15 protein-coding genes, 2 tRNA genes and 3 rRNA genes (1 of these 20 cut by a window edge) are annotated in these 25,715 nt (G+C 64.1%); 4 read left to right on the forward strand and 16 right to left on the reverse strand.

From position 1 onward, the window contains the following. Positions 1–3 precede the first annotated feature (3 nt). The 3 genes from ABCR88_RS22770 to ABCR88_RS22780 are packed head-to-tail and all read right to left on the reverse strand — an operon-like array spanning position 4 to position 4,170. Positions 4–1,593 carry a DHA2 family efflux MFS transporter permease subunit gene (locus tag ABCR88_RS22770; RefSeq protein ID WP_053152936.1) on the reverse strand — a complete coding sequence of 530 codons (1,590 nt, stop codon included), beginning with the start codon at positions 1,591–1,593 and terminating at the stop codon, positions 4–6. Continuing rightward, positions 1,586–2,695, reverse strand: coding sequence for an HlyD family secretion protein (locus ABCR88_RS22775; protein ID WP_232644745.1), 1,110 nt, complete (start codon positions 2,693–2,695; stop codon positions 1,586–1,588). The genes ABCR88_RS22770 and ABCR88_RS22775 overlap by 8 nt, the downstream gene beginning before the upstream one ends. Further along, positions 2,692–4,170 carry a TolC family protein gene (locus tag ABCR88_RS22780; RefSeq protein ID WP_325985060.1) on the reverse strand — a complete coding sequence of 493 codons (1,479 nt, stop codon included), beginning with the start codon at positions 4,168–4,170 and terminating at the stop codon, positions 2,692–2,694. The genes ABCR88_RS22775 and ABCR88_RS22780 overlap by 4 nt, the downstream gene beginning before the upstream one ends. Positions 4,171–4,406: 236 nt before the next feature. On the opposite strand from ABCR88_RS22780, the gene ABCR88_RS22785 reads away from it, so the two are divergent. The 3 genes from ABCR88_RS22785 to ABCR88_RS22795 all read left to right on the forward strand — a co-directional run bounded on the left by ABCR88_RS22785 (position 4,407) and on the right by ABCR88_RS22795 (position 8,782). Further along, on the forward strand, positions 4,407–4,985 hold the full coding sequence (locus tag ABCR88_RS22785) for a DUF4337 domain-containing protein (RefSeq protein WP_041774389.1): 579 nt from the start codon (positions 4,407–4,409) through the stop codon (positions 4,983–4,985). 200 nt (positions 4,986–5,185) lie between these two features. Further along, positions 5,186–6,676 (forward strand): aldehyde dehydrogenase family protein, encoded by a 1,491-nt coding sequence (locus ABCR88_RS22790; RefSeq protein ID WP_350403588.1) that lies wholly within the window; start codon positions 5,186–5,188, stop codon positions 6,674–6,676. 186 nt (positions 6,677–6,862) lie between these two features. Beyond that, a complete protein-coding gene (locus ABCR88_RS22795; protein WP_350403589.1) occupies positions 6,863–8,782 on the forward strand; it encodes an amidohydrolase family protein in 1,920 nt (639 codons plus the stop codon). Between the two features lie 143 nt (positions 8,783–8,925). Here ABCR88_RS22795 and ABCR88_RS22800 read toward each other — a convergent pair whose 3' ends face one another. The 7 genes from ABCR88_RS22800 to ABCR88_RS22830 form a co-directional block, all read right to left on the reverse strand. After that, on the reverse strand, positions 8,926–10,245 hold the full coding sequence (locus ABCR88_RS22800) for a tryptophan 7-halogenase (protein WP_350403590.1): 1,320 nt from the start codon (positions 10,243–10,245) through the stop codon (positions 8,926–8,928). Further along, entirely contained in the window at positions 10,230–10,913 is a 684-nt protein-coding gene (locus ABCR88_RS22805) for a S8 family serine peptidase (RefSeq protein ID WP_350403591.1), read from the reverse strand. The genes ABCR88_RS22800 and ABCR88_RS22805 overlap by 16 nt, the downstream gene beginning before the upstream one ends. Further along, positions 10,903–12,621, reverse strand: a complete 1,719-nt coding sequence (locus ABCR88_RS22810) for an ABC transporter ATP-binding protein (RefSeq protein WP_350023036.1) — start codon at positions 12,619–12,621, stop codon at positions 10,903–10,905. The genes ABCR88_RS22805 and ABCR88_RS22810 overlap by 11 nt, the downstream gene beginning before the upstream one ends. Continuing rightward, positions 12,621–14,525 (reverse strand): sigma-54-dependent Fis family transcriptional regulator, encoded by a 1,905-nt coding sequence (locus ABCR88_RS22815; RefSeq protein WP_350023037.1) that lies wholly within the window; start codon positions 14,523–14,525, stop codon positions 12,621–12,623. Before ABCR88_RS22815 ends, ABCR88_RS22810 begins: the two co-directional genes overlap by 1 nt. Before the next feature lie 422 nt (positions 14,526–14,947). Further along, complete coding sequence (locus ABCR88_RS22820; RefSeq protein WP_350023038.1) at positions 14,948–15,973, reverse strand: histone deacetylase family protein; 1,026 nt, start codon at positions 15,971–15,973, stop codon at positions 14,948–14,950. Between the two features lie 10 nt (positions 15,974–15,983). Beyond that, a complete protein-coding gene (locus ABCR88_RS22825; protein WP_053152963.1) occupies positions 15,984–17,213 on the reverse strand; it encodes a Zn-dependent hydrolase in 1,230 nt (409 codons plus the stop codon). 19 nt (positions 17,214–17,232) lie between these two features. Further along, positions 17,233–18,546, reverse strand: a complete 1,314-nt coding sequence (locus ABCR88_RS22830; RefSeq protein ID WP_041119297.1) for an MFS transporter — start codon at positions 18,544–18,546, stop codon at positions 17,233–17,235. A gap of 176 nt (positions 18,547–18,722) precedes the next feature. On the opposite strand from ABCR88_RS22830, the gene ABCR88_RS22835 reads away from it, so the two are divergent. Continuing rightward, a complete protein-coding gene (locus ABCR88_RS22835) occupies positions 18,723–19,688 on the forward strand; it encodes a LysR family transcriptional regulator (RefSeq protein WP_350403592.1) in 966 nt (321 codons plus the stop codon). 1 nt (position 19,689) lies between these two features. Here the strand turns inward: ABCR88_RS22835 and mrdA are convergent, their stop codons facing one another. The 6 genes from mrdA to ABCR88_RS22865 form a co-directional block, all read right to left on the reverse strand. Next, positions 19,690–21,582 carry a penicillin-binding protein 2 gene (gene mrdA, locus ABCR88_RS22840; RefSeq protein ID WP_350403593.1) on the reverse strand — a complete coding sequence of 631 codons (1,893 nt, stop codon included), beginning with the start codon at positions 21,580–21,582 and terminating at the stop codon, positions 19,690–19,692. A 221-nt stretch (positions 21,583–21,803) separates the two neighbouring features. Then, positions 21,804–21,919: ribosomal RNA gene (gene rrf / locus ABCR88_RS22845) — 5S ribosomal RNA — on the reverse strand. A 138-nt stretch (positions 21,920–22,057) separates the two neighbouring features. Next, positions 22,058–24,949: ribosomal RNA gene (locus ABCR88_RS22850) — 23S ribosomal RNA — on the reverse strand. Between the two features lie 233 nt (positions 24,950–25,182). Next, positions 25,183–25,258, reverse strand: a tRNA-Ala gene (locus ABCR88_RS22855). Positions 25,259–25,268: 10 nt separating this feature from the next. Then, positions 25,269–25,345 (reverse strand) — tRNA-Ile (locus tag ABCR88_RS22860). A gap of 123 nt (positions 25,346–25,468) precedes the next feature. Further along, positions 25,469–25,715 (reverse strand): 16S ribosomal RNA (locus tag ABCR88_RS22865) (it continues 1,292 nt past the right edge of the window). The 16S, 23S and 5S rRNA genes sit together here with 2 tRNA genes alongside, the layout of an rRNA operon.

Consider the following 25,715-nt stretch of genomic DNA (forward strand, 5'->3'; position numbering starts at 1 on the left):
GGCTCAGGCCCGGCGCAGCAGCACACCGGCCACCACGCACAACAGCATGGCCAGCCCCGCCAGCAGGAAGGCATCGCTGTAGGCCAGCAACAAGGCGTCGCGGTGCAGCACCGTGTCCACGATGCCCAGGGCTTGCTGGCGCAGGGGCGCCAGCGCTGCCGAGTGCAGGGCCGTGGCGTACTCCACGGGTGCCTGGGCCAGCAGGCGCACCAGTTCCACCAGGCGCTCCTGGGTGGCCTGGGCGAACAGGTTGATGGATTCACCGATGCGCAGGGCGTGGAGTTTCTCGCGCTCTACCACGATCTGGCTGGAGAGCGCGATACCGATGGCCCCGCCGACATTACGCACCATGGAGAACAGTCCGGAGGCCGAGCCCACCTGGTCCTTTTCCAACCCCTGGATCGCCATCACCCCCAGCGCCACCACCACCAGCGACTGGCCGATACCACGCACCACCAGCGAGGGCACGATGACGTTGACCGAGGCATCGGGGTTGAGGTGGATGTTCATCAGGCAGCCGATGCCAGTGATGGCGAACCCGGCAATGATGATGGTGCGGGCGCTGGTCCAGCGCATCAGCCGCGGGGTGGCGAACGACATGACGAACTGGATCAGGCCGTAGGGAATCATCATCAGGCCGATCTGTCGGGCGTTGTAGCCGTGGATCTGGGCAAAGTAGTTGGGCACCAGGAACACCACGCCGAACACCACCGCACCGAAGGTGAATTGCATCAGGCTGGCGATGCCGAAGTTGTAGCGACCCAGCAGGCGCAGGTTGATCAACGGCTGCTCGCGACGCAGTTCGATGGCCACGAAGGCCAGCAGGCCGAGCGTGGCCAGGATCGCGCAATGGCTGATGAAGCTTGAGGCGAACCAGTCGTAACGGCCGCCCTCCTCCAGCATGATCTGCAACGCCGAGAGGCCCACGGCCATGCTGGCGATGCCGCCCCAGTCACCCTGGCGCAACTTTGCCAGGACCATGGGCTGGGGCCGCACCGACCAGCCGATGGCCGCCAGCAGCAACAGCCCCGGCGGCACTTGCAGGTAGAAGATCCAGCGCCACGAATAGGCATCGGTGAGCCAGCCGCCCAAGGACGGCCCCGCCGCCTGGGCGACATTGTTGGCCACGGCAAACAGGGCCATGCCCATGGGGTGCCGGGCCGCCGGCAGCTCGGTGACGATCAGCTGGAATGACAAGGGAATCAGCACCCCGCCAAAGGCCCCTTGCAGCACCCGGGCGAAAATCAGGCTGTGGATGTTCGGCGCCAGGGAACAGGCGATCGAAAACAGCACGAAACCGGCGGTGCCGACCATCAGCACCCGGCGCATGGAAAACACCGAAACCAGCCAGCCGGTCATGGGAATGATGATGATCTCCGCCACCAGGTAGGCGGTGGTGATCCACGACCCCTCCTCGAAAGTCGCCCCCAGGGAGCCACGCACGTCCGGCAGGGAAGCGTTGGTCACGTGCACGTTCATCCCGGCCATGAAGCAGCCCACCACGCTGCCCAGCACCGCCACCCAGGTGCGCAGGGAGATTGCCTGTGCGGCGGCCTCGCCGGTGCCTTCCGATACGGCCTGGGCACTAGTCATGACGGGTGTCCACGGTCACCACCACCGACATCCCGGGGCGCAGCTGCGCCTGTCGCGGCTGCCCCGGATCGAGGCGGATGCGCACCGGCATGCGCTGCACGATCTTGGTGAAGTTGCCGGTGGCGTTGTCCGCCGGCAGCAGGGCGAATTCGGCGCCGGAAGCCGGGGCGAAACTCTCCACCCGTCCCTCCAGTACATGGCCACCCAGGGCGTCGACCTCGACCCGAGCCGCTTGCCCGGGCCGCATGCCGTCGACCTGGGTTTCCTTGTAGTTGGCCACCACATAGGCGTCCTCAGGCACCACCGCCAACAGCGGCGCACCGACTTCGACGTACTGCCCCAGGCGCAGGCGCCGCTGGCCGGCGATACCGTCCACCGGGCTGCGGATCAAGGTGCGCGCCAGATCGATACGGGCCAGCTGCCGCTGGGCACTGACCCGGGCCACGCCCGCTTCGAGCTTGTCCAGTTGCGCCCGGGCGCTTTGCTGTTCGGTATCGAGCACCTGTACCTGCTGGCGCCGCGCGGCCAGGCTGGCGCGGGCCGCGCCCAGGGCGGCATCGGCCTGACGGGCCAGGGCGGCGGCGTTTTCCAGTTGCTGCACGCTGCTGACTTGCTGGCTGGCCAGGTGTTGCTGCCGCCGCCCTTCCTGGCCGGCCCGTTGTGCCTCTGCCTCGGCGGCGCCGACCCGGGCCTGGGCTTCGGCGATCAGGCTCTGCTGCTGTTGCTGGCGGGCGGCCAGATTGGCCAGCCGCGCCTGCCCGGCACGCTGTTCGGCCTGGGCCTCGCGCAGCGCCGCTTCCGCCTGTTCGACCCGGGCCCGGTAGTCGCTGTCGTCGATCCGCGCCAGCAGGTCGCCAGCCTTGAGCGGCTGGTTGTCCCGGACCTCGACCGCCACCAGGTAGCCGGCGACCCGGGGCGCGATGGTGACGATGTCCGAGCGCAGGTAGGCATCGTCGGTCTCCACCAGGAAACGCCCGTTGAACCACCAGCGCAGGCCCCAGGCCAGAACCAGCAGCAACACCAGCGCCAGCCCGGCATAACCGAGTAAGCGACGGCGGGTGACGGCTTGCGCCGGGGAAGCGGGAACAGGGGTCTGGGTCATTGCAAAGGCTCGTTGGGGGTTCGCGGGAAAGGGTTGGCCGCAGCCCGGCTCGGCTGCGGCAGGACAATCGGCGGCGCGCTGCGCCAGCCACCGCCCAGGGCCTTGAACACCAGCACCTGGGTATCGATGACGGCCGCATCGGCCTGCGCTGCCGCGGCCCGGGTACGTACATCGGTGCGCTGGGCATCGAGGTAATCCAGGGCCGTGGAGGCACCGGCGGCCCTGGCTAGCCCGGCCAGGCGCAAGGCCTGGTGGTCACGTTCGGCTGCCAGGTGCAGGGCTTGCTGGCGCTGCAACGCGGCCTGGTAGTCGCTCAGGGCCTGTTGCTGCTCCTTCAGGGCCGCCAGGATGCTGCGGTCGAAATCCGCCAGCGCCGCGCTTTCTCCGGCGCTGGCCTGGGCGATGCGGGCGCGGGCGGCATTGAGGTTGGGCAAGCTCCAGGACAACAGCGGCCCCAGTTGCCAGACCGACGCGTCACGGTCATCGAAACCCGCGGGGTGGTGCGCCGACGTGAAGACCCCGGCCCCCAGGCTGACCCTTGGATAGAGGTCGGCCCGGGCCACACCGATGCGCGCCGTGGCCGCCGCCAGCCGGCGCTCGGCCTGGCTCACGTCGGGGCGCCGACGCAACATGGCCAGGGCATCGCTCTGGGGCATGGGCGACCCCAGGGTCGGGGCCTGGCGACAAGCCTGGGCCGCCGCCGGTGCATCACCCGGGGGGCGCCCCAGCAAGACGGCCAGTTCGGCCAGGGCCCGTTGCCGTCCGGCCTGCAGCGGCGGCAGGCTGGCCTGCACCTGGCCCACCAGGCCTTCGGCGCGCACCACATCCAGGGTCACCGCGGCGCCGGCCCGATACAGCCGGGCGCTCAGGGTGCGGCCCTGCTCCACCAGCGCCAGGGACTCGCCCGCCACCTGCAGGCGCTGGCCATAGCTGCAGGCCTGCAACCAGGCACGGGTGGTTTCCGCGGCCACCACCACCCGCAGGCCATCTTCGGCGGCCCGGGCCGCCTCGGCATCGGCCCGGGCGGCATCGGCCAGGCCGTGCAGGCGGCCGAACAGGTCGGCCTCCCACTGCACATCCAAGCCGACCCCATAGCGGCTGCCGGTGCGGATGTGCTGGCTGTCCTGCAAGGCGGCTTCCAGCTGGTCGTCGGCGGTACTGCCGTAGCCGGCGCGGGCCGTCACCTGGGTGGAAGGCTGGCGCAGGGTATCGGTTTCGCGCAGCAGCGCCCGGGCCTGAAGCAGGTTGGCCGCAGCCATCCGCAAGTCGCGGTTCTGGCTCAGGGCTTCTTGTACCGCGGCATTGAGCCCAGGGTCACGATAGAGCTGCCACCACTGGTCAAGCCCCTGCTCGGCCGCTGCGTCCAGGTGGCTCACGGGCAGGGGCACAGTGCTGCCGGGCGGCCGTTCCGGCCCCAGGGTGCAACCGGCCAATAGGGCGCACAGGGCCCATGCAGGCCTCGGGTAAATGGGCATGGGAAGTACTCACGGATTCGAAGCGCCTACTTTAGAAAGGCCAGCTGGCGACCGTCTAACGAGAACTTCTTTTCGATTATCGCGAAATGGTCAACCTTGATCCCAAGCGCGGCCCTTCCGGCCTGGGCCCACAGCTCCAGGCTGTCGGCCAGCTGAACGAACTCACACTGGCCCTGCTGGCGCCAGTGGCCATGGATACAATTTGAAACACTCCCTACCCAGCCGATCGGATCGCCATGACCGAAGACTTCGATGTGCCCAGCCCCCACGAAAAGCACCTGGAACACGTGAGCGAACAAGCCCACGCGCGCAGTGACCGCTTCGCCAGCAAGATCGCGGTGATGACGGCGATCATGGCCACCCTGGGAGCGCTCCTGAGCTATCAGGCCGGCTCCTCGGAGAGCCTGGCGGCGATGGACAAGAACAATGCCGCGATGAAAAAGACCGAAGCCGCCAACCAGTGGAGCTACTACCAGGCCAAGTCCAGCCGGCAGAACCTGGCGGAGCTGGCGACCCACATTCCCGGAGTCGATGCCGCGCACTACGGCATCGAAGCCCAGCGCTACCAGAAGGAAAAGGAAGCGGTGCGCCTCAAGGCCGAGGCCCTGGAAGCCGAGGCTCGGGACTGGGACGAGCAATCGGAAGCCGCGCTGCACCAGCACCATCGCTGGGCCCAGGCGATGATGGCGATCCAGATCGCCATTTCGATGGCGGCCATCACCCTGCTGACCCGCAAGGAATGGCTGAAGAAGCTCGCCTACGGCGCGGCCGGCGGCAGCGTGCTGCTGGGCACCCTGGCCTGGCTGCACATCTAGAGCCCCCTGCCGGCCCCCGGAACCTGCCAGCCGATGCGTCTCTTGAATCTCACCGGGCTGTCGCAGTTTGCGAAAAACTGCCGCCGCGCAAGCCCCGGTGCTGCGCCCCAGGCCCTGCCATAGCGGGGCCGCGGCGCCTGGGTGGAACTGGCACAGCCATTGCGAAAGCCCCTGCCTCACCTACAACAAGAGGCTTCGCCATGGCTATTGCCCCACTGCTCGCCGCTACCACGGCCTTTATCCAGCGCGCCCCGCGCATGCTGATCGGTGCCCACTGGACCGAGGCCGGCGACGGCCAGACCATGCCCCTGCGCAACCCCGCCACCGGCGAACAGCTGTGCCTGGTGCCCCGGGCCACGGTGGACGATGTGGACCGCGCAGTGCTCGCCGCACGCCAGGCCTTCGACGATTCGCCCTGGACCCGCACCCGCCCCCGGGAGCGGCAGAACCTGCTGTGGAAACTCGCCGACCTGATGCAGCGCGACGCCGAACTGCTGGCCCAGCTGGAATGCCTGAACAACGGCAAGAGCGCCGCCGTGGCCCAGGCCATGGACGTGCAACTGTCCATCGATTTCTTGCGCTACATGGCCGGCTGGGCGACCAAGATCGAGGGTTCAAGCGTCGAGGTCTCGCTGCCGCTGATGCCCGACGACCAGTTCCACAGTTTCATCCGCCGCGAAGCCGTGGGCGTGGTCGGCGCCATCGTCGCCTGGAACTTCCCGCTGCTGCTGGCCTGCTGGAAACTCGGCCCGGCCCTGGCCACCGGTTGCACCCTGGTGCTCAAGCCGGCGGACGAAACCCCGCTCAGCGCCCTGAAACTGGCCGAACTGGTGCAGGAAGCCGGCTACCCCGACGGCGTGTTCAACGTCGTCACCGGCACCGGCATCACCGCCGGCAGTGCCCTGACCCGCAACCCCCTGGTGGACAAGCTGACCTTCACCGGCTCCACCGCCGTGGGCAAGGAAATCGGCAAGATCGCCATGGACTCCATGACCCGGGTAACCCTGGAACTGGGGGGCAAGTCGCCAACCATCGTCATGGCCGACGCCGATCTGGCCAGCGCCGCGGCCGGAGCTGCCAGCGCGAGCTTCTTCAACCAGGGCCAGGTCTGCTGCGCCGGCTCCCGGCTGTATGTGCAGCGCAAGCATTTCGACAAGGTGGTAGCCGACATCGCCGGCATCGCCAATGCCATGAAGCTGGGCAATGGCCTGGACGCCAGCGTCGAGATGGGCCCGCTGATTTCCGCGCGCCAGCAGGAGCGGGTCTATCGCTACATCGAGATGGGTCGCGAAAGCGGCGCCACCATCGCCTGCGGCGGCGAACAGTTCGGCCCGGGGTATTTCGTCAAGCCGACGGTGATAGTGGATGTGGACCAGAAGCATTCGCTGGCGCAGGAAGAGATCTTCGGCCCGGTGCTGGTGGCCATTCCTTTCGACGATGAGGCCGACGCCCTGCGCATGGCCAACGACAGCCCCTACGGCCTGGGCGCGAGCATCTGGTCCAACGACCTGGCGGCGGTGCACCGGATGATTCCGCGGATCAAGTCCGGTTCGGTGTGGGTCAACTGCCACAGTGCCCTGGACCCGGCACTGCCGTTTGGCGGCTACAAGATGTCCGGGCTTGGCCGGGAAATGGGCCACGCGGCCATCGAGCACTACACCGAGTTGAAATCAGTGCTGATCAAGCTCTGATCCGCCCCGCGCCAACCGCCCCACCTGGGGCGCCGGAGGTGGTCCGGCGCCCCCCCCGACGACCGCCCTGTTCGCCGTGCAAAGCACTGCTACGCTCAGCCCGAGCCGGCTGGCCACCTCGTTTGAAGAGCCTGGGCTCATCCCCCCATAACGCCTCATCACCACCGAAAACCCGAGGAAAGCATCATGGGATCAAATGGAAATGATCACGATTACATCCAGTGCGGCTGCCACAACCCCGTCTGGGAAGCCTTGAAAGACACCCTCGACCCCGCCAGCTATATCGCCAGCCACCCCAACGCAGCACAGGGCCCGGCCAGGGACGCGAACGGCGAGTCCCTGGTGTTTCATGACGGCATCATCTACCCCTTGCGCGACGGCAACATGGATGAGCGGGTCGAAGCCCTGGGCATCCATGCCGGCGACGTGGTCGCCGCGGGCACCCTGGCCGCCGTCGAAGCCCGCATGCAGGCCCTGGGCATCGACTACAAGAAGCAGTCGCTGCACGGCAAGACCCTGCTGCCCGGCCTAGTCGAGCCCCACGCCCACATCGTGCAGAGCTGCGCCATGGATGGCTGGCTGAACCTGGGCGCCATCGAGCCCGACGACGGCGATAGCCAGCAGGCGCCAGAGAAAAACAGCCAGCGCCTGCGGCCGCTCTATACCTGGGGCTGGCTGAAGGAAACCATCCAGAACAACCTCCCCGAAGACAGCACGAGCTGGGTCCTCGGGCACCTGGTCGATCCGGCGCTGATGCCGTTCAAGGTGGTGCCGGGCGGCCTGAACCAACTCATGACCCTGCAATGTGGCGACACGCCCGAAGAGGGCTACCTGGACACCATCGAGGCCAAGCGGCCGATGCTGCTGATCAGTGCCTCCATGCACACCGCCTACATGAACACGGCGGCCCGGGATCTGGTGCATGAAAGAACCGGGGTCATGGTCGAGAACGGCGTGCTGCAGGAAACCCAGATAGTGGCCGGGATCCTGTCGATTCCCGCCAGGCAGAAGCTTGCAATGCTGAAGATCTTCGAGCGCCTGGACACCTTCTTCGCCACCGCGGCCAGCCGCGGGATCACCCTGCTGTACGACGCGATGATGGACCCCTTGTCGAAGCTGGTATTGAACGCCTACTTCCTGTCCCACCCCAGAACGCTGCGGATCGGCTACGCCGCCGCCTGCAACAACTCGCTCGAAGCCCTCAAGCTGCTGCCGGACTATCGGCCGGCCACGCGGGAAGAGGCCAGGCACATGTATCAGGGCTCGATCAAGGTGATCTCGGACGGGTCCAACCAGGGGTTGACCGGCTATCAGGTCGCGCCCTACTGCTGCGAGACAGACCGCCCGGTGGGCAACTTCAATCTGTGCGACAAGGGCGAGGACACCCCGAAAACACTCCCGGTCAAATACCAGGAATTTATCCACGCGGCGGTGAAAAAAGGCTGGCCGCTGATGATTCATGCCAACGGCGACCAGGCCATCGAATTCACTCTGCAGGCCTATGACCTGGCCCTGCAGGGCCAGAGCGGCCTGGACAAGCGCCATCGCATCGAACACTGCTCGCTGCTGAGCAAAAGCACCCTGGAAACCATGCAGCGCCTGGGCCTGTCACCGAGCTTTTTGATTGGCCATGTCGGCTACTGGGGCTACGCCTTCGATAAAGCCATTTTCGAAAAGAAGGCACACAACATGCTCGACCTCTGCAAGTCGGCCCTGGACCACGAGCTGCGGATTTCCCTGCACAGCGACTATTCGGTGACCCCACTGGGCCCCCTGCGTTCGATGGAGCAGGCGGTGACCCGCAAGATGGAAGGCATCCGCAATCATGACAACCAGTTCGTCCATGACCCGCGCCTGCAACCCATCCTCAATGAGGGCCAGTGCCTGACCCGCAAGCAGGCGCTGAAAGCCATCACCTACGACGCTGCCTGGCAGTGCCATGCCGAGGCCTGGACCGGCTCCCTGCAGGACCAGAACTTCGCCGACTTCGTGATCCTCGAGCAGGACCCACTGGACGAGAAGTTCCCGGCCACCCGGATTCGCGACATCAAGGTCTGCGAAACCTGGAAAGGCGGCCAGCGGGTGTACCTCAACCCCCTTAGCTGACCGCGGCCAGTGCAAGCCCGGGGGCTGCACCAGCTCCCGGTGCCCCCTGTAGGAGCCGGCTTGCCGGCGAAAAGGACCGCGGGTTCACTCCGGTGGATGGCCGCTGCGCGGTTCGCGAGCAAGCTCGCTCCTACGATCCCCGTTCAGGGACGGTAGCCTTGGGCCAGCAACCAGCTGCGTATCAGCCGATTCTGGTCCGGGCTCAGTTGCGCCAGGGCCTGGGCCGCCCCCTGGCTGCGCAAACGGCGCAACAGCGGCGCCAGTTCCACGCCCTGTACATGCCAGATGCCCAGGGGCTGGTCCGGGGTAATCACCACTTCGGCTTCATCCACCAGGCCGTCGCGCAGCACCGGGGCGCGCTCGATGCGCAAGGCCGAAAAGTCCACGGCACGGTGCGCCGGCTGGCAATCCGGCCACTGCCGGCGGGCCTGCCAGAACGGCTGCTCGGGCCAGCGCTGCTCGTCGGCGTAGAAGTCCCGGCCGATGCGCGCAAAACGCAGGAACAACTGTTCCACCCGCTGCCCGTGAAAACGCTGCGCCAGCGCTGCACGTTGCGGCTGCTGCAGCAAGGTGTTGATCACCGCCGGGGCCTGCAACGCCGAGGACAGGGATTGGAAAATGCCGTTGCCGGATAAAGGGTCCACGGCCATGGCCGCATCGCCGACCCGCAGCCAGTTCGCGCCACAGGCCTGGGGGTTGAGGATCGCCGTGCTGCTGCGGGCATGCAGGTGCAATTGCTGCTCCTGGCCACCGGCAAAGAATTCCCGGGCCATGGCCGAGCCCAGGCGGCGCTGACGACAGTACTCCAGCAACTGCGCCTTGCCCGGCAGCCCGGCGCTCTCCACATCCAGGGTCAGCTGCCAGTAGCACTGGCCGTCCTCGCGCCGGGCCATCCAGGCCCAGCCGTCCTCCAGGCTGTGCACCGCGCTGGCGGCGCTGCCGCCAGGGCCCTGCCAGCGGTTGAGCAGGCTGACGGTTTCCGGGCCGCGCAGGCCCTTGCCGCCCCCCTGGCGCAAGGCTTTGTCCAGCACCGGCGCCTGCCGGCCACGGGCCTCCACCAGGAATTGGCTGTGCACCTCGCCCTGCCCTTGCACCTGGACCCGATGCCCGGCCTCGCTGGGCTGCACCCCCAGCACCCGGCCCTCGATCAGCTTGACCTGCGCTTCGCGCAAGGCCTCCCGCAGGCCGCGGTCGAAGGCCGGGCGATCCAGCAGGTATTCGATATTCTGCGCATGTTCTGCACCGTTCCATGCCACCCGCCGCTGGGACGGTTGCAGGGCCTGGGCCAGCGCCTGTTCCAGGCCGGCACCGCGCAAGGCTTCAAGCACCCGCAGCGAGACCCCTTCCAGGGCCGGAAAGCGTCGCCAGTCGCTGACCAGGGTCACCGGGTAGCCGAGGCGGCGCAGCCCCAGGGCCACTGCGGCCCCGGCCGGCCCCGCGCCGAGGATCAGGATGGCGTGCATGGCTGTTGCCGGCGTTCCGGCCCCTGGTAGTGGGCGTTGTCCTGCAGCCACTGCCGGACCTGGGCCTTGTCGGCTTGCGGGTGGGCACCCAGGTAGGCCGCGATATGCCCGCTCAGGGCCGCGCACCCCAGGCTGGCGCCGGACTGCCCCGGGCTACTGCCGCGCACGCAGGCGGCGAAATCAGCCTGGGCGGTGTTCAGCCATGACCATTGCTGCGCGCTGCATCGCGCATCGCCGGTGACGCGCAGCACCCCGGGGTAACTGGCCGGAAACACCGCCTCGCCCTGGGCCGGGCTGGATGCGCACAACAGCACCCCGCGGGCCTCGGCCGCGGCACAGGCCTGGCGCAGCAGGTCGCGATCCTGGCGCAGGCCCAGGCTCAGGTTGATCAGGCGCACGTCCTGCACAAGCAACCAGTGCAGCGCGGCGCTGACTTGCGCGACGCTGGTGACTGCGCGCCGGTCGAACACCTGGGCCACATAGACCTGCGCCGTCGGCGCGCGCTGGCCGATGGCCTCGATGATCGCGCTGCCATGGCCCAGGGCGTCTTCCTGCAAGGGGCCCTGCCCTATCCCTTCGGGCTGCAGGAAGAAGCGTCGTCCGCCCGCCACACGCTGATGGGCGGCATGGCCGCTGTCGATCACGCCGATGCGCAGCTCAGGCTTCATGGGCCACCTCCAGCGCATGCAGTACGCCATCGCGCAATTCGAAGCGCAGTTCGGCATCGGCCAGGGTCGAGGGCCGGTGGCTGATGAGGATCCGCGTGCGCCCGGCGAACAGGCGGTCGATGGCCTCGATCACCTCGCGCTCGGTGGCCTCATCCACCGCCGAGGTGGCTTCGTCCAGCACCAGGATCATCGGGTCCTGGAGCAGCGCCCGGGCAATGGCGATGCGTTGTTTCTGCCCGCCGGACAATTGCTGGCCGCGCTCCCCCAGGGGGCTGTCCAGGCCTTCGGGCAGGGACTCGATCAGCCCTTGCAACTGCGCCAGCCGCGCCACCTCGGCCACGGCTTCGCGGCTGGCATCGGGCACGCTGTAGGCCAGGTTGTCCGCCAGGCTGCCGCGAAACAGCACGATATCCTGGCTGACCACCGCCACCCGCCGGCGCAACTGCGCCAGGTCCAGCTGGCGCAGGTCGACGCCGCCCAGCAGCACCTGCCCGGACTGCGGATCGTGATGGCGCTGCAACAGGTCGATGAGCGTGCTTTTGCCTGCGCCCGAGGTGCCGCTGAGAGCCACTTTGCGGCCGTAGGGAATACGCGCCTCGATGCCCTGCAGGGTCGAGCCGCGGCCCGGGTGGCAAAAGTGCACTGCGTGAAAATGCAGCTCGCCCTGCTCCGGCACCGGCAGCGGCGCCTCGGGGTTGCTGATACCCGGTTCCTCGCCACGCAGCTCCATGACCCGGCCCAGGCTCACGGTCATGCGCTGGATCGCCACATACAGGCCCAACAGGCTCTGCACCGGGCCCACCGCCATGCCCAGATAGGTGGAAAAGGCAATCAGCGCTCCCAGTTGCCAGGTGCCCTGTACCACCCAGTAGCCGCCGATCAGGAAGGCGCAGGCCCGGGACAACGAGGTCAGGGTACCGGGCACCGCCTGGGTGAAGAACTCGGTGACTTGCAGTTTCAGCAGCTGTTGCAGGTAGCCCTGGCCAAGGCCATCCAGGCGCCGGGCCTCGCGCTGCTGCTGGCCCGCGCTCTGGATAAACTTCATCACCGGCAGGGTTTCCACCATGAACGAGGACATGTCCGCCGAACGCTCGCGCAACTGGCGCACATCGCGCTCCACCTTGCGCCGCATCCAGCGCAGCCAGAGCACGTCCAGGGGGATCAGCACCAGGGCCAGCAGCGACAGTTGCCAGGACAGGGTCAGGAGCATGGCCAGCGCCACCACCAGGCCGATCACGCTGGACACGGCGGAGAACAATGAATCCACGGCAAAGCGCTGGATCTCCGCCACATCGCCATCCAGGCGCGACATCAGGTCGCCGATCCGCCGCTGGCCGTAGAAGCCCGGCGACAGGCGCTGCAGATGCCGATAGAGGTCGTCGCGCAGGGCGAACAGGATGCGCCCGGACAGCCGCGTATGTAGGTAGCGGTTGACTCCGGAGAGCACGGTGCCCAGCAGCCCGGCACCGATCATCAGCGCGGCGATCAGCACCAGCCGCGGGAAGTCCCGGGCCAGCAGGCCGTCGTCGATCAGCAGCTTGGTCAGCCAGGGCTGCACCAGCACCAGCAGGGAAGCGCACACCGACAGCCCCAGCAGGCCGCCGATGGCCAGCCGATGGGGCCGCACGAAACTGTAGAGCCAGCCCAGGGCGGCACTCAGGGCCTGGGGGTCGCGGCTGTCCACCAGCCGGGTGATCAGGCGCCGCATCAGGCGCGCAACTGTTTGAGCTTGCGGTACAGGGTCGCGCGGCTGATGCCCAGGGCGTCCGCTGCCGCCGAGACATTGCCCTGGTGGTTGTCCAGGGCACTGCGGATCAGCTCCAGCTCGTTCTCGCGGATGCTCCCGGTCTGCGGTCGGGCACTGGCATTGAGGTCGTCGAGCATGCTGTCGGGCAGGTGCTCCAGGCCGATGTGGCACTCACCGTCTTCGCGCAGGGCCAGGGCTGTGCGCAGGACCATCTCCAGCTGGCGGATATTGCCCGGCCAGTGGTAGTCCGCCAGCAGCCGACGCAGCTCATCGCTGAGGCTCACCTGGGCGCCACCGAGCTTGGCCAGCAAGCTGTCCACCAGGGGCTGCAGGTCTTCGCGTTCGCGCAGGGCCGGCAACAGCACGCTGATGCCGTTGACCCGGTAGAACAGGTCTTCGCGAAAAGCCTGGTCCTGCACCTGCTGCTTGAGGTCGCGGTGAGTGGCGCAGATCAGGGCGATGTCGATGTCCTGTTCTTCGCCGGCCCCCAGGGGCGCCACCTTGCGGTCCTGCAGCACGCGCAGCAGGCGGGCTTGAAGGGCCAGTGGCATGTCGCCGATCTCATCGAGGAACAGGGTGCCGCCGTGGGCCTGTTGCAGGCGCCCGATCATGCCGCCACGACGCGAGCCGGTGAAGGCGCCTTCGCGATAGCCGAACAGTTCCGACTCGATCAGGCCTTCGGGGATCGCCGCGCAGTTGACCGCGACAAAGGGTTTCTCGGCGCGGCTGCCGGCGCGGTGCAGGGCCCGGGCCAGGACTTCCTTGCCGGTGCCGGTTTCGCCCAGTAGCAACACCGGCAGGTCATTGGCCAGGCCCTGACGGGCCATGCGCAAGGTGCGGGCGTAGCGCCTGTTGCCCCCGGCCAGGGCTTCCAGGTCCTGGGGCATGGCTGCGGCTTTCAAAGCGCTGCGTGGCGCGCGATGCAGGTTGAGCGCTGGCTGCGGCGCCCGCAGGGCCTTGTAGAACAGCTCGCCCTTGGCGGTTTGCAGGCTGCCCACGGCGCCCTGTTGCAGGCGTGCGAGCAGTTGCAGGCCATCGACCCCGAGGAACTCTTCGCAGCGCCGGCCCACCAGGGCTGCGCGCGGGGTGTTGAGCAACTGGCAGGCCTGGCCGCTGACCGCGAGGATCTGCCCGCCCAGGCTCAGGGCCAGCAGCCCCTGCCACGGTGATTCGAGGTATTGCCGACGGCTGTGGAAGGCCAGGACGATCTGGTCCGGGTAGGTGGCATGGAACACCCGGGCTTCGATCTGGCTGACCGCCATGGCCAGCAGCGCGGTGCTGTCCTGGGCCCGGCCCAGGGGACCTTCGCGGGTCAGGTCGAGCACCCCGAGAATCTCGCCCTGGGGGCACTGGATGGGCACCGAGGTGCAGGAGAAATGGCTGAGACGGTCCAGGTAGTGCTCGCCGCAGTCGATCAGGGTCGGCCGGGCCTCCACCAGGGCCGTGCCCAGGGCATTGGTGCCGCGGGTGGCCTCGCTCCAGCAGGCGCCAAGGGTGATGTCCTGCACGCCGCGGTCCTTGAGACGGTCGGCGCGGCCTTCGATGGCCAGGATGGTGGCGTCGGCATTGGCCAGGATGATCATCCCGTCCTTGCCCTGATGCTGGCTCAGGTAGTCGATGGCCGGGATCGCCGCGTCCAGCAACAGGCGGTTGCTGGCCAGCAGCACTTCGAGGCTGGCGCTGGATTCCAGGGTCAGTTGGTGCTGGCTGCCAAAGTGCACGCCATGGCTGAGGCTGCGCCGCCATGAGGCATCGATTTCCGCACGCAGAACCCCGTCGGGGATCTGGCCTTCCAGGTGCAGCCGTTCCCGGGCCAGCCGGGCTTCGTGTTGCTGCTCACCCTTTATTGTTTTTATAAGCGTCATCAAGCGCTCCGAATCGGTCCGCCCGCTGCATCGCGCTCCACTCCCTTGGATTGCGCGAAGCACGCAAGCCGTGGTCAATGTCTACACCGGGTTCAGGGGGCAGTAAAGGGGCTTTGCCCGGATCATCGGGCAGCCCTGAATTGCTGACCCTGTCATTGGAGATCAAGCAAAACCTGCGCCAGTGGAACGGGCGCTCGAGCATCTTGACGTTAACGTAAAGCAAATGGCAAGTACCGCATGCCCCCTCCCAGCCCCTCCTGTAAGAGCTGGCTTGCCGGCGAAGAGAGCCTTGAGAGCAGCGCAAGACTTGAGGGCCCTTTCGCCGGCAAGCCGGCTCCTACGGTGGGGGAAAAATGCAGGTTTACCGTAGGAGCTGGCTTGCCAGCGAAAAGGGCATTGAGCGGAACGCCGTCCGGCCGGTCCTAAAGGGCCCAGGCGGCGCTGTCGGCGAAGAAGGCGCGGGCGTTGTCTTCCAGGCTTTCCAGGTGATAGCCGCCTTCCTGGACGATCAGGCACGGCAGGCCCAGGCTGCGGATTCGCTGGCCAAGGATGGCGAAGCCGTCCCGGGTCACTGCCACCTTGCTCTGCGGGTCAAGTTCATAGATATCGAACCCCAAAGACAGCACCAGCACCTCGGCATCGAACGCCTTCACCGCCACCAGGGCCTGTTCCAGATGGGCGAGGAAATCCCCTTCGCTGGCGCCATGGGCCATCGGCAGGTTGAGGTTGTAGCCCTCCCCCGCCCCGGCGCCACGCTCTTCGGCGAACCCGGCCACCCCCGGGTAGAAGTTGGTCGGGTCGCCGTGCACCGAGACATACAGCACATCGGCGCGCTCGTAGAAGATTTCCTGGATGCCCTGGCCGTGGTGCATGTCGGTGTCCAGCATCGCCACCCGGGCGTATTTGTCCCGCAGGACCTGGGCGGCGATCGCCGCATTGTTCAGGTAGCAAAAGCCCCCGGCCGCCTCGGACCGGGCGTGGTGGCCCGGCGGGCGGCACAAGGCGTAGGCCGCCGACTCACCGTCGAGCAACGCCTGGGCCCCGGCGACGGCACTTTGCGCCGACCAGTAGGCTGCACGCCAAGTCGACTCACCCACCGGGCAACTACCGTCGGCCAGGTAGCACGCGGCCTGGGCCAGGACCCCGCGCAGGGCATTGGGCTCACGCACGAAGATGTTGGACATCACCTCATCGCCCCAGTCTTCGGGGATGTCCTTCCAGCCCTGGTGCGCATCCTGCAGGAACGCCAAGTACGGCGCGCCGTGTACCGCCAGCAACGGTGCCATCCCGGCATCCCGTGGCTGTTCGACGGCAAAACCCAGGGAGTGTGCGGCCTGCACCAGGCGCTGGGCGCGCTCCGGAACCTCCTGGGGTATGCGCATCTGGCCGCGCGAGTAGTAGCTGCGTGGATGGTGGAGCAACTGTTCGGGGTGGAAAAAACTGCGCATGACCTTCTCCTTATTCAACCTGGCCAGCACGGGCCAGCACGGCGTTAAGCAATACATCGGCGCCCTGGCGCACGTCCTCGGGCAACACGTCTTCGGCTTCGTTGTGGCTCAGGCCACCGACACAGGGAATGAACACCATGGCCGTCGGGCAATAGCGGGCCAGCAAGATGGCGTCGTGGCCAGCGCCGCTGACGATGGACTGCTGAGGGTAGCCCAGGCCATCCACCGCCTGCTGCACCGCCGCCACGCACTCGGCATCAAATGGCGTGGCCGGGCTGACCCAGTGCCGGCTGATACTGACCTTGAGCCCGCGCTGGCCGGCGATGGCCTGCAGGCGTTCCTCGACCTGCTGCTCCATGGCGGCGATCTGCCGATCCTGGTGGTGGCGCAGGTCGACGGTGAAGCTCAACAGGCCGGGAATGGTATTGCGCGACGACTTGGCGATGCTCAGCTCGCCCACGGTAGTCAGACCCTGGGGGGCAAAATCCGCTGCCAACTGCTCCACTGCAAGAATCATCTGCGCCGCGCCGTACAGCGCATCCTTGCGTAGCGGCATCGGCGTGGTGCCAGCGTGGGCCGCCAGGCCTTCGACCTGCACATCGAGCCAGCAGATGGCCTGGCCGCCGCTGACCACGCCGATGCTCTTGGCGTTGTCTTCAAGGATCGGGCCCTGTTCGATATGGGCTTCGAAGTAGGCATCCACCGCTGCGCCCAGGGGCCGGCTGCCGGCATAACCGGTGCGCTGCAGGGCCTGGGCGACGCTGATGCCATCGGCGTCACGCACCGCCAGGGCGGCGTCCAGGGCCATGACCCCGGTGAACACCGCCGAGCCGAACATCGCCGGGGTGAAACGCGCGCCCTCCTCGTTGGTCCAGACCGCCACTTCCAGGGGCTTGCGGGTCTGGATCCCGAGGTCATTGAGCGTGCGTACCACTTCCAATCCGGCCAGCACACCGTAGACCCCATCAAAGCGCCCGCCTTCGGGCTGGGTGTCCAGGTGGCTGCCCATCATCACCGGGGCAGCGTCCGGGTCGCTCCCGGGGCGCCGGGCAAACAGGTTGCCGATGGGGTCGACGCTCAGGCTCATGCCGGCCTCGGTGCACCAGTGGGCAAACAGTTCGCGACCAGCCCGGTCTTCATCGCTCAAGGCCAGGCGGCAGCTGCCGCCACGGGCCGTGGCACCGATTTCGGCCATGGCCATCAGGCTCGCCCAGAGGCGTTGGCCATTGATTTTCAACATCGATCGTTTCTCCAGACAATCAAGCGTTGGACGCCATTTCCAGGCGATGGGCCTGGGCATGGCGGCGAGACAGAGCCAGCACGCAGACCAGCGATACTGCGGCGATCAGGCTGTAGAACAGCGCCATCGGCCACCATTGGCCGATGAACCTGTGGGCCAGCCAGGTGCCGATCAGCGGGGTCAGGCCACCGGCCAGGGCACCGCAGACTTGATAGGCCAGGGAGATCGCGGTGTAGCGCACCCGGGTCTCGAACATGCCGCTGACGTAACCGGCGATCACCGCGTAGAAGGAGGCCATGCACACCACTGCCAGGGCGATGCCGAGGATCATCAGCGGCGCCTGCCCGGAACTCACCAGCACGAACATCGGATAGGGCGAGGCCATGGCCAACAGCGACACCAGGCAGAGAAAGCGCGTGGCGCCAATTTTCTCGGCGGCCCAGGCGGCCAGGGGCTGGATGCAGAACTGGATGAGCGCCACCACGAACAGGCATTCAAGGATCAGTGAACGAGGTATCTCCAGTTGCTGGGTGGTGTAGGCAATCATGAAGGTGTTGGTGAAATACACCCCGGCAATCCCCAGGGTGTTGGCGCCGATGCACAGCAGCAAGGGACGCCAGGCGGTGCGCAGCACCTCCATTACCGGAGCCTGCTCCTTTCGTAGCGACCTGGCCGCCAGCTCGCGACTGGCGAGGAACTCCGGCGACTCGTTGACCCCCAGGCGAATCGCCAGGCCCACCAGCAGCAACAGCGCACTGGCCAGGAACGGCAGGCGCCAGCCCCAGCTCATCAGGGCGTCCTCGGGCAGGCGGGTCACGGCGCTGAAGGCCAGCAGCGAAAGGATCAGCCCCGCCGGGCTGCCCAGCTGGGCGAAAGACGCGAAGAAGTTGCGCCGGCCCTTGGGCGCGTGCTCGCCGGCCATCAACACCGCCCCGCCCCACTCACCGCCCACGGCAATGCCCTGGACGATGCGCAGCAGGATCAGCAGCACCGGCGCCAGGGCACCGATCTGTGCATAAGTTGGCAGCAGGCCGATGCAGACCGTGACCACGCCCATCATCAGCAGAGTGATGACCAGGGATTTCTTGCGGCCGATGCGGTCGCCGATATGGCCAAAGATGATGCCCCCCAAAGGTCGGGCGAAAAAGCCCACGGCAAAGGTGCCGAAGGCGGCCATGGTGCTGAACAGCTTGTCGTCGGAGGGGAAGAACAAGGCACCGAACACCAGCGCCGCAGCGGTGGCGTAGATGTAGAAGTCGTACCACTCGATCATGGTGCCGATAAAGGCGGCGGCCGCGGCCCGGCGTGGCTGCGGCGAAGCGGAAGGCTTCATGGTTGGCTCCTTTGGTTATTTTTGTGGCAGGAGAAGGGGTCAAGCGCAGGGGCTTCTGCTGGCGCCTGTCTGGGGGGATTTATCCGTTTCGCCAGATAATTAGTCAATTTTCTATTGGTTATCTCGATTATTATCCTGGCTTATTATTCGCCCAGATCCCGATCCAGAGCCCTGCCATGTCCGACCGCGATGCCCGACGCCTGCTCAATGACCGCCTCGACTGGAACCTGCTGCGCACCTTCCGGGTGATCGGCCAGGAACTGAGCATCAGTCGCGCAGCGGCGCGCCTGCACCTGACCCAACCGGCGGTGAGCCAAGCCCTCAAACGTCTGGAAGAACAGCTGGGGCGGCAGTTGATCGCCCGGCGCGGGCCGCGCTTTGCCCTGACTGAAGTAGGCGAACAGATCTTTGCCCTGGCCGGGGAAATCTACGGCCAGATGTCCCAGGTCAGCAGCATGCTGGAACAGCCCGCCGACGAAGTGATCGGCAAAGTGCGGCTGTTGATCATCAGCCGGATCTTCAGCGAACGCTTCGATGACTTCCTGGCCGACTTCCATCGTCAGCACCCGCGGGTCGATCTGGAGGTGGAAGTGATGCGCAGCTCGGACATCGTCAGCGCCCTGCAGGAAAAGACCGCGACCCTGGGCTTGAGCCTTAACCGCCGGCCACAGCCGCGCCTGGAACAGCGGCTGTTCCTGCGTCAGCGCTATGCGTTTTTCTGCGGCAAGCACCACCCGCTGTTCGGCCGCGTGGATGTGGCCGAGGGCGATCTGCAACGGGAGAACTTCGTCAGTTTCACCAGCGACCAGATCGGCGGAATGCTCTCGCCGCTGACCATCTTCCGTGACCAGCAGGGCTTCAGCGGACGCATCGTCGCCTCATCCCCGAGCCTGGAAGAAGTACGGCGCCTGGTGATCGCCGGGTTTGGCATCGGCTGCCTGCCGGAGCATGTGGTGGCCGCCGATGTCGACGCCAGGCTGCTGTGGCGCCTGCCGCCACACGAAGGCATTGCCGATGTCGACATTCACCTGCTGTGGAACCGCGAGCAGCGCATGAGCCGGGCCGAGGTACTGTTTTTGCAGAGCATCCAGCACATGCTCAGTCAGCATGAGCCGGCGCCGGGTAGCCTGATGTTGAAATGATTCAGACGTGGGGATCGCCAGGGGCCTTGGCCGGGGCTGCGTACTGCGGCTTGAGGTGGCCGTTCTGGTCCAGTAGCCAGGCGTCCATGATCTGCCGCACCACGGGGCCGGCCACCCGACCACCGGCTTCGCCGTTCTCGATCATCACCGAAATCACGATCTGTGGATGCTCCGCCGGGGCGAAGCCCACGAACAGGGCGTTGTCACGGTTGCGCTCGCGGGTCTTGAGACGGTCATAGCGCTCGCCCTGCTTGATCGCCACCACCTGGGCCGTACCACTCTTGCCGGCGATGCGGTACTGCGCCCCGGCTGCCGCGGCGCGGGCGATACCGCGGGGATCGTGCATCACCATCTGCATGCCGTGGTTGACCTGATCCCAGTCACGGGGATTCTTCAGCAGGATGTTGGGCATCGGATGCTCGTCCACCGGGGCCACGCCATCGATGGTCTTGGCCAGGTGCGGACGGTTCCACACGCCCTTGTTGGCAATCAGCGCGGTGGCCTGGGCCAGTTGCAGCGGCGTGACTTGCATATAGCCCTGGCCGATGCCGAGGATCACGGTTTCCCCCGGGAACCATGGCTGGCGACGGGTGGCGCGTTTCCAGGCCTGGGAGGGCATCAGGCCGGGAGACTCTTCGAACATGTCCAGAGAGACCTTCTCGCCCAGACCGAACATCGCCATGTAGTCGTGCAGGCGGTCGATGCCGAGCTTGTGCGCCAGGTCATAGAAGTAGGTGTCGTTGGAACGCATGATCGCTGCGTCCATGTCCACCCAGCCATCGCCGCTGTGGTTCCAGTTGCGGTACTTGTGGTCGAAGTCCGGCAGTTGGTAATAGCCCGGATCGAAGACCCGGGTCGAAGCGGTAACCACGCCGCTATCGAGGCCGGCAATCGCCACTTCCGGCTTGATGGTGGAGCCCGGCGCGTAGAGGCCCCGCAGCACTCGGTTGAACAGGGGCCGGTCGATGGAGTCGTGCAGCGCAGCGTATTCCTTGAAGCTGATGCCGGTGACGAACAGGTTGGGGTCGAAACTTGGCTTGCTGACCATGGCCAGGACTTCGCCGGTGGCCGGGTCCAGGGCCACCACGGAACCACGGCGATCGCCCAGGGCCTCCTCAGCGGCTTCCTGGAGCTTGATGTCCAGGCTCAGGACGATGCTCTTCCCGGGGATCGGATCGGTGTGCTTGAGCACTCGCATCACCCGGCCCTGGGCGTTGGTTTCTACTTCCTCATAGCCGACATGACCGTGCAGTTCGGCTTCGTAGAATTTCTCGATGCCGGTCTTGCCGATGGATTGGGTGCCACGGTACTCCACCGAGTCCAGGGTCTTGGCTTCTTTCTCGTTGATCCGCCCGACGTAACCGATGGAGTGGGCAAAGTGTGCGCCCAGGGGATAGTGGCGGACGAACTGGGCTTCCACGTCCAGGCCGGGCAACCGGTATTCGTTGACCGCGAGCACGGCGATCTGCTCTTCGGTGAGCTCATAGAACAGGGTCACGGGGACGAAGGGATGACGGGCCTGCTTCATCTCCTTGTCGAACAGCGTGCGGTCTTCCGGGGGCAAGTGCAGCAGATCGACCACGGTGCCCAGCTCGCCCTTGAGGTCGGTGGTGCGTTCGCGAGTGATCGTCAGGTTGAAGCTGGGGCGGTTGTCCGCCAGGACCACGCCGTTGCGATCGTAGATCAGCCCCCGGGTGGGAGTGATCGGCAGCACATGGACGCGGTTGTTCTCGGAAACGGTGGAGTGGTAGTCGAACTCCACCACTTGCAGAAAATACATCCGCGCCACCAGGGCGCAGGTGATGGCCACCACCAATACGGCACAGGCCAGCAGCCGTTTGTTGACCAGGCGGCTTTCTTTCTCGTGGTCCTTGATCGGAATCGCTTCGGGCATTGCTACAGCTTCTCGGTGAATAGAGGTCGACGCTGTTCCGTGCGGATGAACTCAAGTCCTTTAAAAAGAGCTGCACCATACCAAAAACCACCCACGGACTTTGAGGGGATTTCCATCGCGGCTGATCAATGGCGCCTTGGCGGCTACTTGGATAGCGCAAGTTTTTCCACGCGCAAAAACAAAACCCCAACTGCATGTGCAGTTGGGGTTTCGGAATTTAATCTTGACGATGACCTACTCTCACATGGGGAAACCCCACACTACCATCGGCGATGCATCGTTTCACTTCTGAGTTCGGGATGGGATCAGGTGGTTCCAACGCTCTATGGTCGTCAAGAAATTCGGTAGCCAGTCCGTTGCTTGTGCAACGTGCCAGCGAATGGGTATGTAATAGATTTGTGTGTTCGCAAACTTTCGGTTTGTATCGTCTTCACACACCGCAACTCGCTTCTTAAGCAAATTGCTTGGGTGTTATATGGTCAAGCCTCACGGGCAATTAGTATTGGTTAGCTCAACGCCTCACAGCGCTTACACACCCAACCTATCAACGTCGTAGTCTTCGACGGCCCTTTAGGGAACTCAAGGTTCCAGTGAGATCTCATCTTGAGGCAAGTTTCCCGCTTAGATGCTTTCAGCGGTTATCTTTTCCGAACATAGCTACCCGGCAATGCCACTGGCGTGACAACCGGAACACCAGAGGTTCGTCCACTCCGGTCCTCTCGTACTAGGAGCAGCCCCTCTCAAATCTCAAACGTCCACGGCAGATAGGGACCGAACTGTCTCACGACGTTCTAAACCCAGCTCGCGTACCACTTTAAATGGCGAACAGCCATACCCTTGGGACCGGCTTCAGCCCCAGGATGTGATGAGCCGACATCGAGGTGCCAAACACCGCCGTCGATATGAACTCTTGGGCGGTATCAGCCTGTTATCCCCGGAGTACCTTTTATCCGTTGAGCGATGGCCCTTCCATACAGAACCACCGGATCACTAAGACCTACTTTCGTACCTGCTCGACGTGTCTGTCTCGCAGTCAAGCGCGCTTTTGCCTTTATACTCTACGACCGATTTCCGACCGGTCTGAGCGCACCTTCGTACTCCTCCGTTACTCTTTAGGAGGAGACCGCCCCAGTCAAACTACCCACCATACACTGTCCTCGATCCGGATAACGGACCTGAGTTAGAACCTCAAAGTTGCCAGGGTGGTATTTCAAGGATGGCTCCACGCAAACTGGCGTTCACGCTTCAAAGCCTCCCACCTATCCTACACAAGCAAATTCAAAGTCCAGTGCAAAGCTATAGTAAAGGTTCACGGGGTCTTTCCGTCTAGCCGCGGATACACTGCATCTTCACAGCGATTTCAATTTCACTGAGTCTCGGGTGGAGACAGCGCCGCCATCGTTACGCCATTCGTGCAGGTCGGAACTTACCCGACAAGGAATTTCGCTACCTTAGGACCGTTATAGTTACGGCCGCCGTTTACCGGGGCTTCGATCAAGAGCTTCGCGTTAGCTAACCCCATCAATTAACCTTCCGGCACCGGGCAGGCGTCACACCCTATACGTCCACTTTCGTGTTTGCAGAGTGCTGTGTTTTTAATAAACAGTCGCAGCGGCCTGGTATCTTCGACCGGCATGAGCTTACGGAGCAAGTCCTTCACCCTCACCGGCGCACCTTCTCCCGAAGTTACGGTGCCATTTTGCCTAGTTCCTTCACCCGAGTTCTCTCAAGCGCCTTGGTATTCTCTACCCAACCACCTGTGTCGGTTTGGGGTACGGTTCCTAGTTATCTGAAGCTTAGAAGCTTTTCTTGGAAGCATGGCATCAACCACTTCGTCACCTAAAAGGCAACTCGTCATCAGCTCTCGGCCTTAGAACCCCGGATTTACCTAAGATTCCAGCCTACCACCTTAAACTTGGACAACCAACGCCAAGCTGGCCTAGCCTTCTCCGTCCCTCCATCGCAATAACTAGAAGTACAGGAATATTAACCTGTTTTCCATCGACTACGCTTTTCAGCCTCGCCTTAGGGACCGACTAACCCTGCGTCGATTAACGTTGCGCAGGAAACCTTGGTCTTTCGGCGTGGGTGTTTTTCACACCCATTGTCGTTACTCATGTCAGCATTCGCACTTCTGATACCTCCAGCAAGCTTCTCAACTCACCTTCACAGGCTTACAGAACGCTCCTCTACCGCATCACTTACGTGATACCCGTAGCTTCGGTGTATGGTTTGAGCCCCGTTACATCTTCCGCGCAGGCCGACTCGACTAGTGAGCTATTACGCTTTCTTTAAAGGGTGGCTGCTTCTAAGCCAACCTCCTAGCTGTCTAAGCCTTCCCACATCGTTTCCCACTTAACCATAACTTTGGGACCTTAGCTGACGGTCTGGGTTGTTTCCCTTTTCACGACGGACGTTAGCACCCGCCGTGTGTCTCCCATGCTCGGCACTTGTAGGTATTCGGAGTTTGCATCGGTTTGGTAAGTCGGGATGACCCCCTAGCCGAAACAGTGCTCTACCCCCTACAGTGATACATGAGGCGCTACCTAAATAGCTTTCGAGGAGAACCAGCTATCTCCGAGCTTGATTAGCCTTTCACTCCGATCCACAGGTCATCCGCTAACTTTTCAACGGTAGTCGGTTCGGTCCTCCAGTCAGTGTTACCTAACCTTCAACCTGCCCATGGATAGATCGCCCGGTTTCGGGTCTATTCCCAGCGACTAGACGCCCTATTAAGACTCGCTTTCGCTACGCCTCCCCTATTCGGTTAAGCTTGCCACTGAAAATAAGTCGCTGACCCATTATACAAAAGGTACGCAGTCACAGAACAAAGTCTGCTCCCACTGCTTGTACGCATACGGTTTCAGGATCTATTTCACTCCCCTCTCCGGGGTTCTTTTCGCCTTTCCCTCACGGTACTAGTTCACTATCGGTCAGTCAGTAGTATTTAGCCTTGGAGGATGGTCCCCCCATATTCAGACAAGGTTTCTCGTGCCCCGTCCTACTCGATTTCATGACTAAGAGATTTTCGCGTACAGGGCTATCACCCACTATGGCCGCACTTTCCAGAGCGTTCCGCTAATCTCAAAGCCACTTAAGGGCTAGTCCCCGTTCGCTCGCCACTACTAAGGGAATCTCGGTTGATTTCTTTTCCTCAGGGTACTTAGATGTTTCAGTTCCCCTGGTTCGCCTCTTGCACCTATGTATTCAGTACAAGATAACCATCTTATGATGGCTGGGTTCCCCCATTCAGAGATCTCCGGATCAAAGTCTGTTTGCCGACTCCCCGAAGCTTATCGCAGGCTACCACGTCTTTCATCGCCTCTGACTGCCAAGGCATCCACCGTATGCGCTTCTTCACTTGACCATATAACCCCAAGCAATCTGGTTATACTATGAAGACGACATTCGCCGAAAATTTGCATTCTTAATTAAAAGAGAACTCACAAATTTTACCTTAGCCTGATCCGTTACCAGTGAAAGTAACGTTCAGTCTATCTTTCTATCACATACCCAAATTTTTAAAGAACGATCTAATCAAAAGACTAGAAATCAACATTCAAAGTGAATGCTCATTTCTAAGCTTTCAGAAGCAGTTTATGGTGGAGCCAAGCGGGATCGAACCGCTGACCTCCTGCGTGCAAGGCAGGCGCTCTCCCAGCTGAGCTATGGCCCCATAACAAAATTGGTGGGTCTGGGCAGATTCGAACTGCCGACCTCACCCTTATCAGGGGTGCGCTCTAACCAACTGAGCTACAGACCCAATTTCGAGCTTGTAACTGTTAGCTTGGAGCTATCAGCTTGGAGCTTAAAGCTGCTTCTATCGTCTTCTTCAATGAATCAAGCAATTCGTGTGGGAGCTTATGAAGCAGCTGATGTCGTCGATTAAGGAGGTGATCCAGCCGCAGGTTCCCCTACGGCTACCTTGTTACGACTTCACCCCAGTCATGAATCACACCGTGGTAACCGTCCTCCCGAAGGTTAGACTAGCTACTTCTGGTGCAACCCACTCCCATGGTGTGACGGGCGGTGTGTACAAGGCCCGGGAACGTATTCACCGCGACATTCTGATTCGCGATTACTAGCGATTCCGACTTCACGCAGTCGAGTTGCAGACTGCGATCCGGACTACG

The sequence above is a fragment of the Pseudomonas sp. W17 genome (assembly GCF_040268305.1).
Taxonomy (GTDB): domain Bacteria; phylum Pseudomonadota; class Gammaproteobacteria; order Pseudomonadales; family Pseudomonadaceae; genus Aquipseudomonas; species Aquipseudomonas protegens.

Excerpts from the sequence above, each read along its gene's own strand:
- ABCR88_RS22780 (WP_325985060.1), bottom strand. The coding sequence starts at position 4,170 with ATGCCCATTTACCCGAGGCCTGCATGGGCCCTGTGCGCCCTATTGGCC.
- ABCR88_RS22825 (WP_053152963.1), bottom strand. The coding sequence starts at position 17,213 with ATGTTGAAAATCAATGGCCAACGCCTCTGGGCGAGCCTGATGGCCATG.
- ABCR88_RS22815 (WP_350023037.1), bottom strand. The coding sequence starts at position 14,525 with ATGACGCTTATAAAAACAATAAAGGGTGAGCAGCAACACGAAGCCCGG.
- ABCR88_RS22795 (WP_350403589.1), top strand. The coding sequence starts at position 6,863 with ATGGGATCAAATGGAAATGATCACGATTACATCCAGTGCGGCTGCCAC.
- ABCR88_RS22800 (WP_350403590.1), bottom strand. The coding sequence starts at position 10,245 with ATGCACGCCATCCTGATCCTCGGCGCGGGGCCGGCCGGGGCCGCAGTG.
- ABCR88_RS22830 (WP_041119297.1), bottom strand. The coding sequence starts at position 18,546 with ATGAAGCCTTCCGCTTCGCCGCAGCCACGCCGGGCCGCGGCCGCCGCC.
- ABCR88_RS22805 (WP_350403591.1), bottom strand. The coding sequence starts at position 10,913 with ATGAAGCCTGAGCTGCGCATCGGCGTGATCGACAGCGGCCATGCCGCC.
- ABCR88_RS22785 (WP_041774389.1), top strand. The coding sequence starts at position 4,407 with ATGACCGAAGACTTCGATGTGCCCAGCCCCCACGAAAAGCACCTGGAA.
- ABCR88_RS22790 (WP_350403588.1), top strand. The coding sequence starts at position 5,186 with ATGGCTATTGCCCCACTGCTCGCCGCTACCACGGCCTTTATCCAGCGC.
- ABCR88_RS22770 (WP_053152936.1), bottom strand. The coding sequence starts at position 1,593 with ATGACTAGTGCCCAGGCCGTATCGGAAGGCACCGGCGAGGCCGCCGCA.
- ABCR88_RS22810 (WP_350023036.1), bottom strand. The coding sequence starts at position 12,621 with ATGCGGCGCCTGATCACCCGGCTGGTGGACAGCCGCGACCCCCAGGCC.
- ABCR88_RS22835 (WP_350403592.1), top strand. The coding sequence starts at position 18,723 with ATGTCCGACCGCGATGCCCGACGCCTGCTCAATGACCGCCTCGACTGG.
- mrdA (WP_350403593.1), bottom strand. The coding sequence starts at position 21,582 with ATGCCCGAAGCGATTCCGATCAAGGACCACGAGAAAGAAAGCCGCCTG.
- ABCR88_RS22775 (WP_232644745.1), bottom strand. The coding sequence starts at position 2,695 with ATGACCCAGACCCCTGTTCCCGCTTCCCCGGCGCAAGCCGTCACCCGC.
- ABCR88_RS22820 (WP_350023038.1), bottom strand. The coding sequence starts at position 15,973 with ATGCGCAGTTTTTTCCACCCCGAACAGTTGCTCCACCATCCACGCAGC.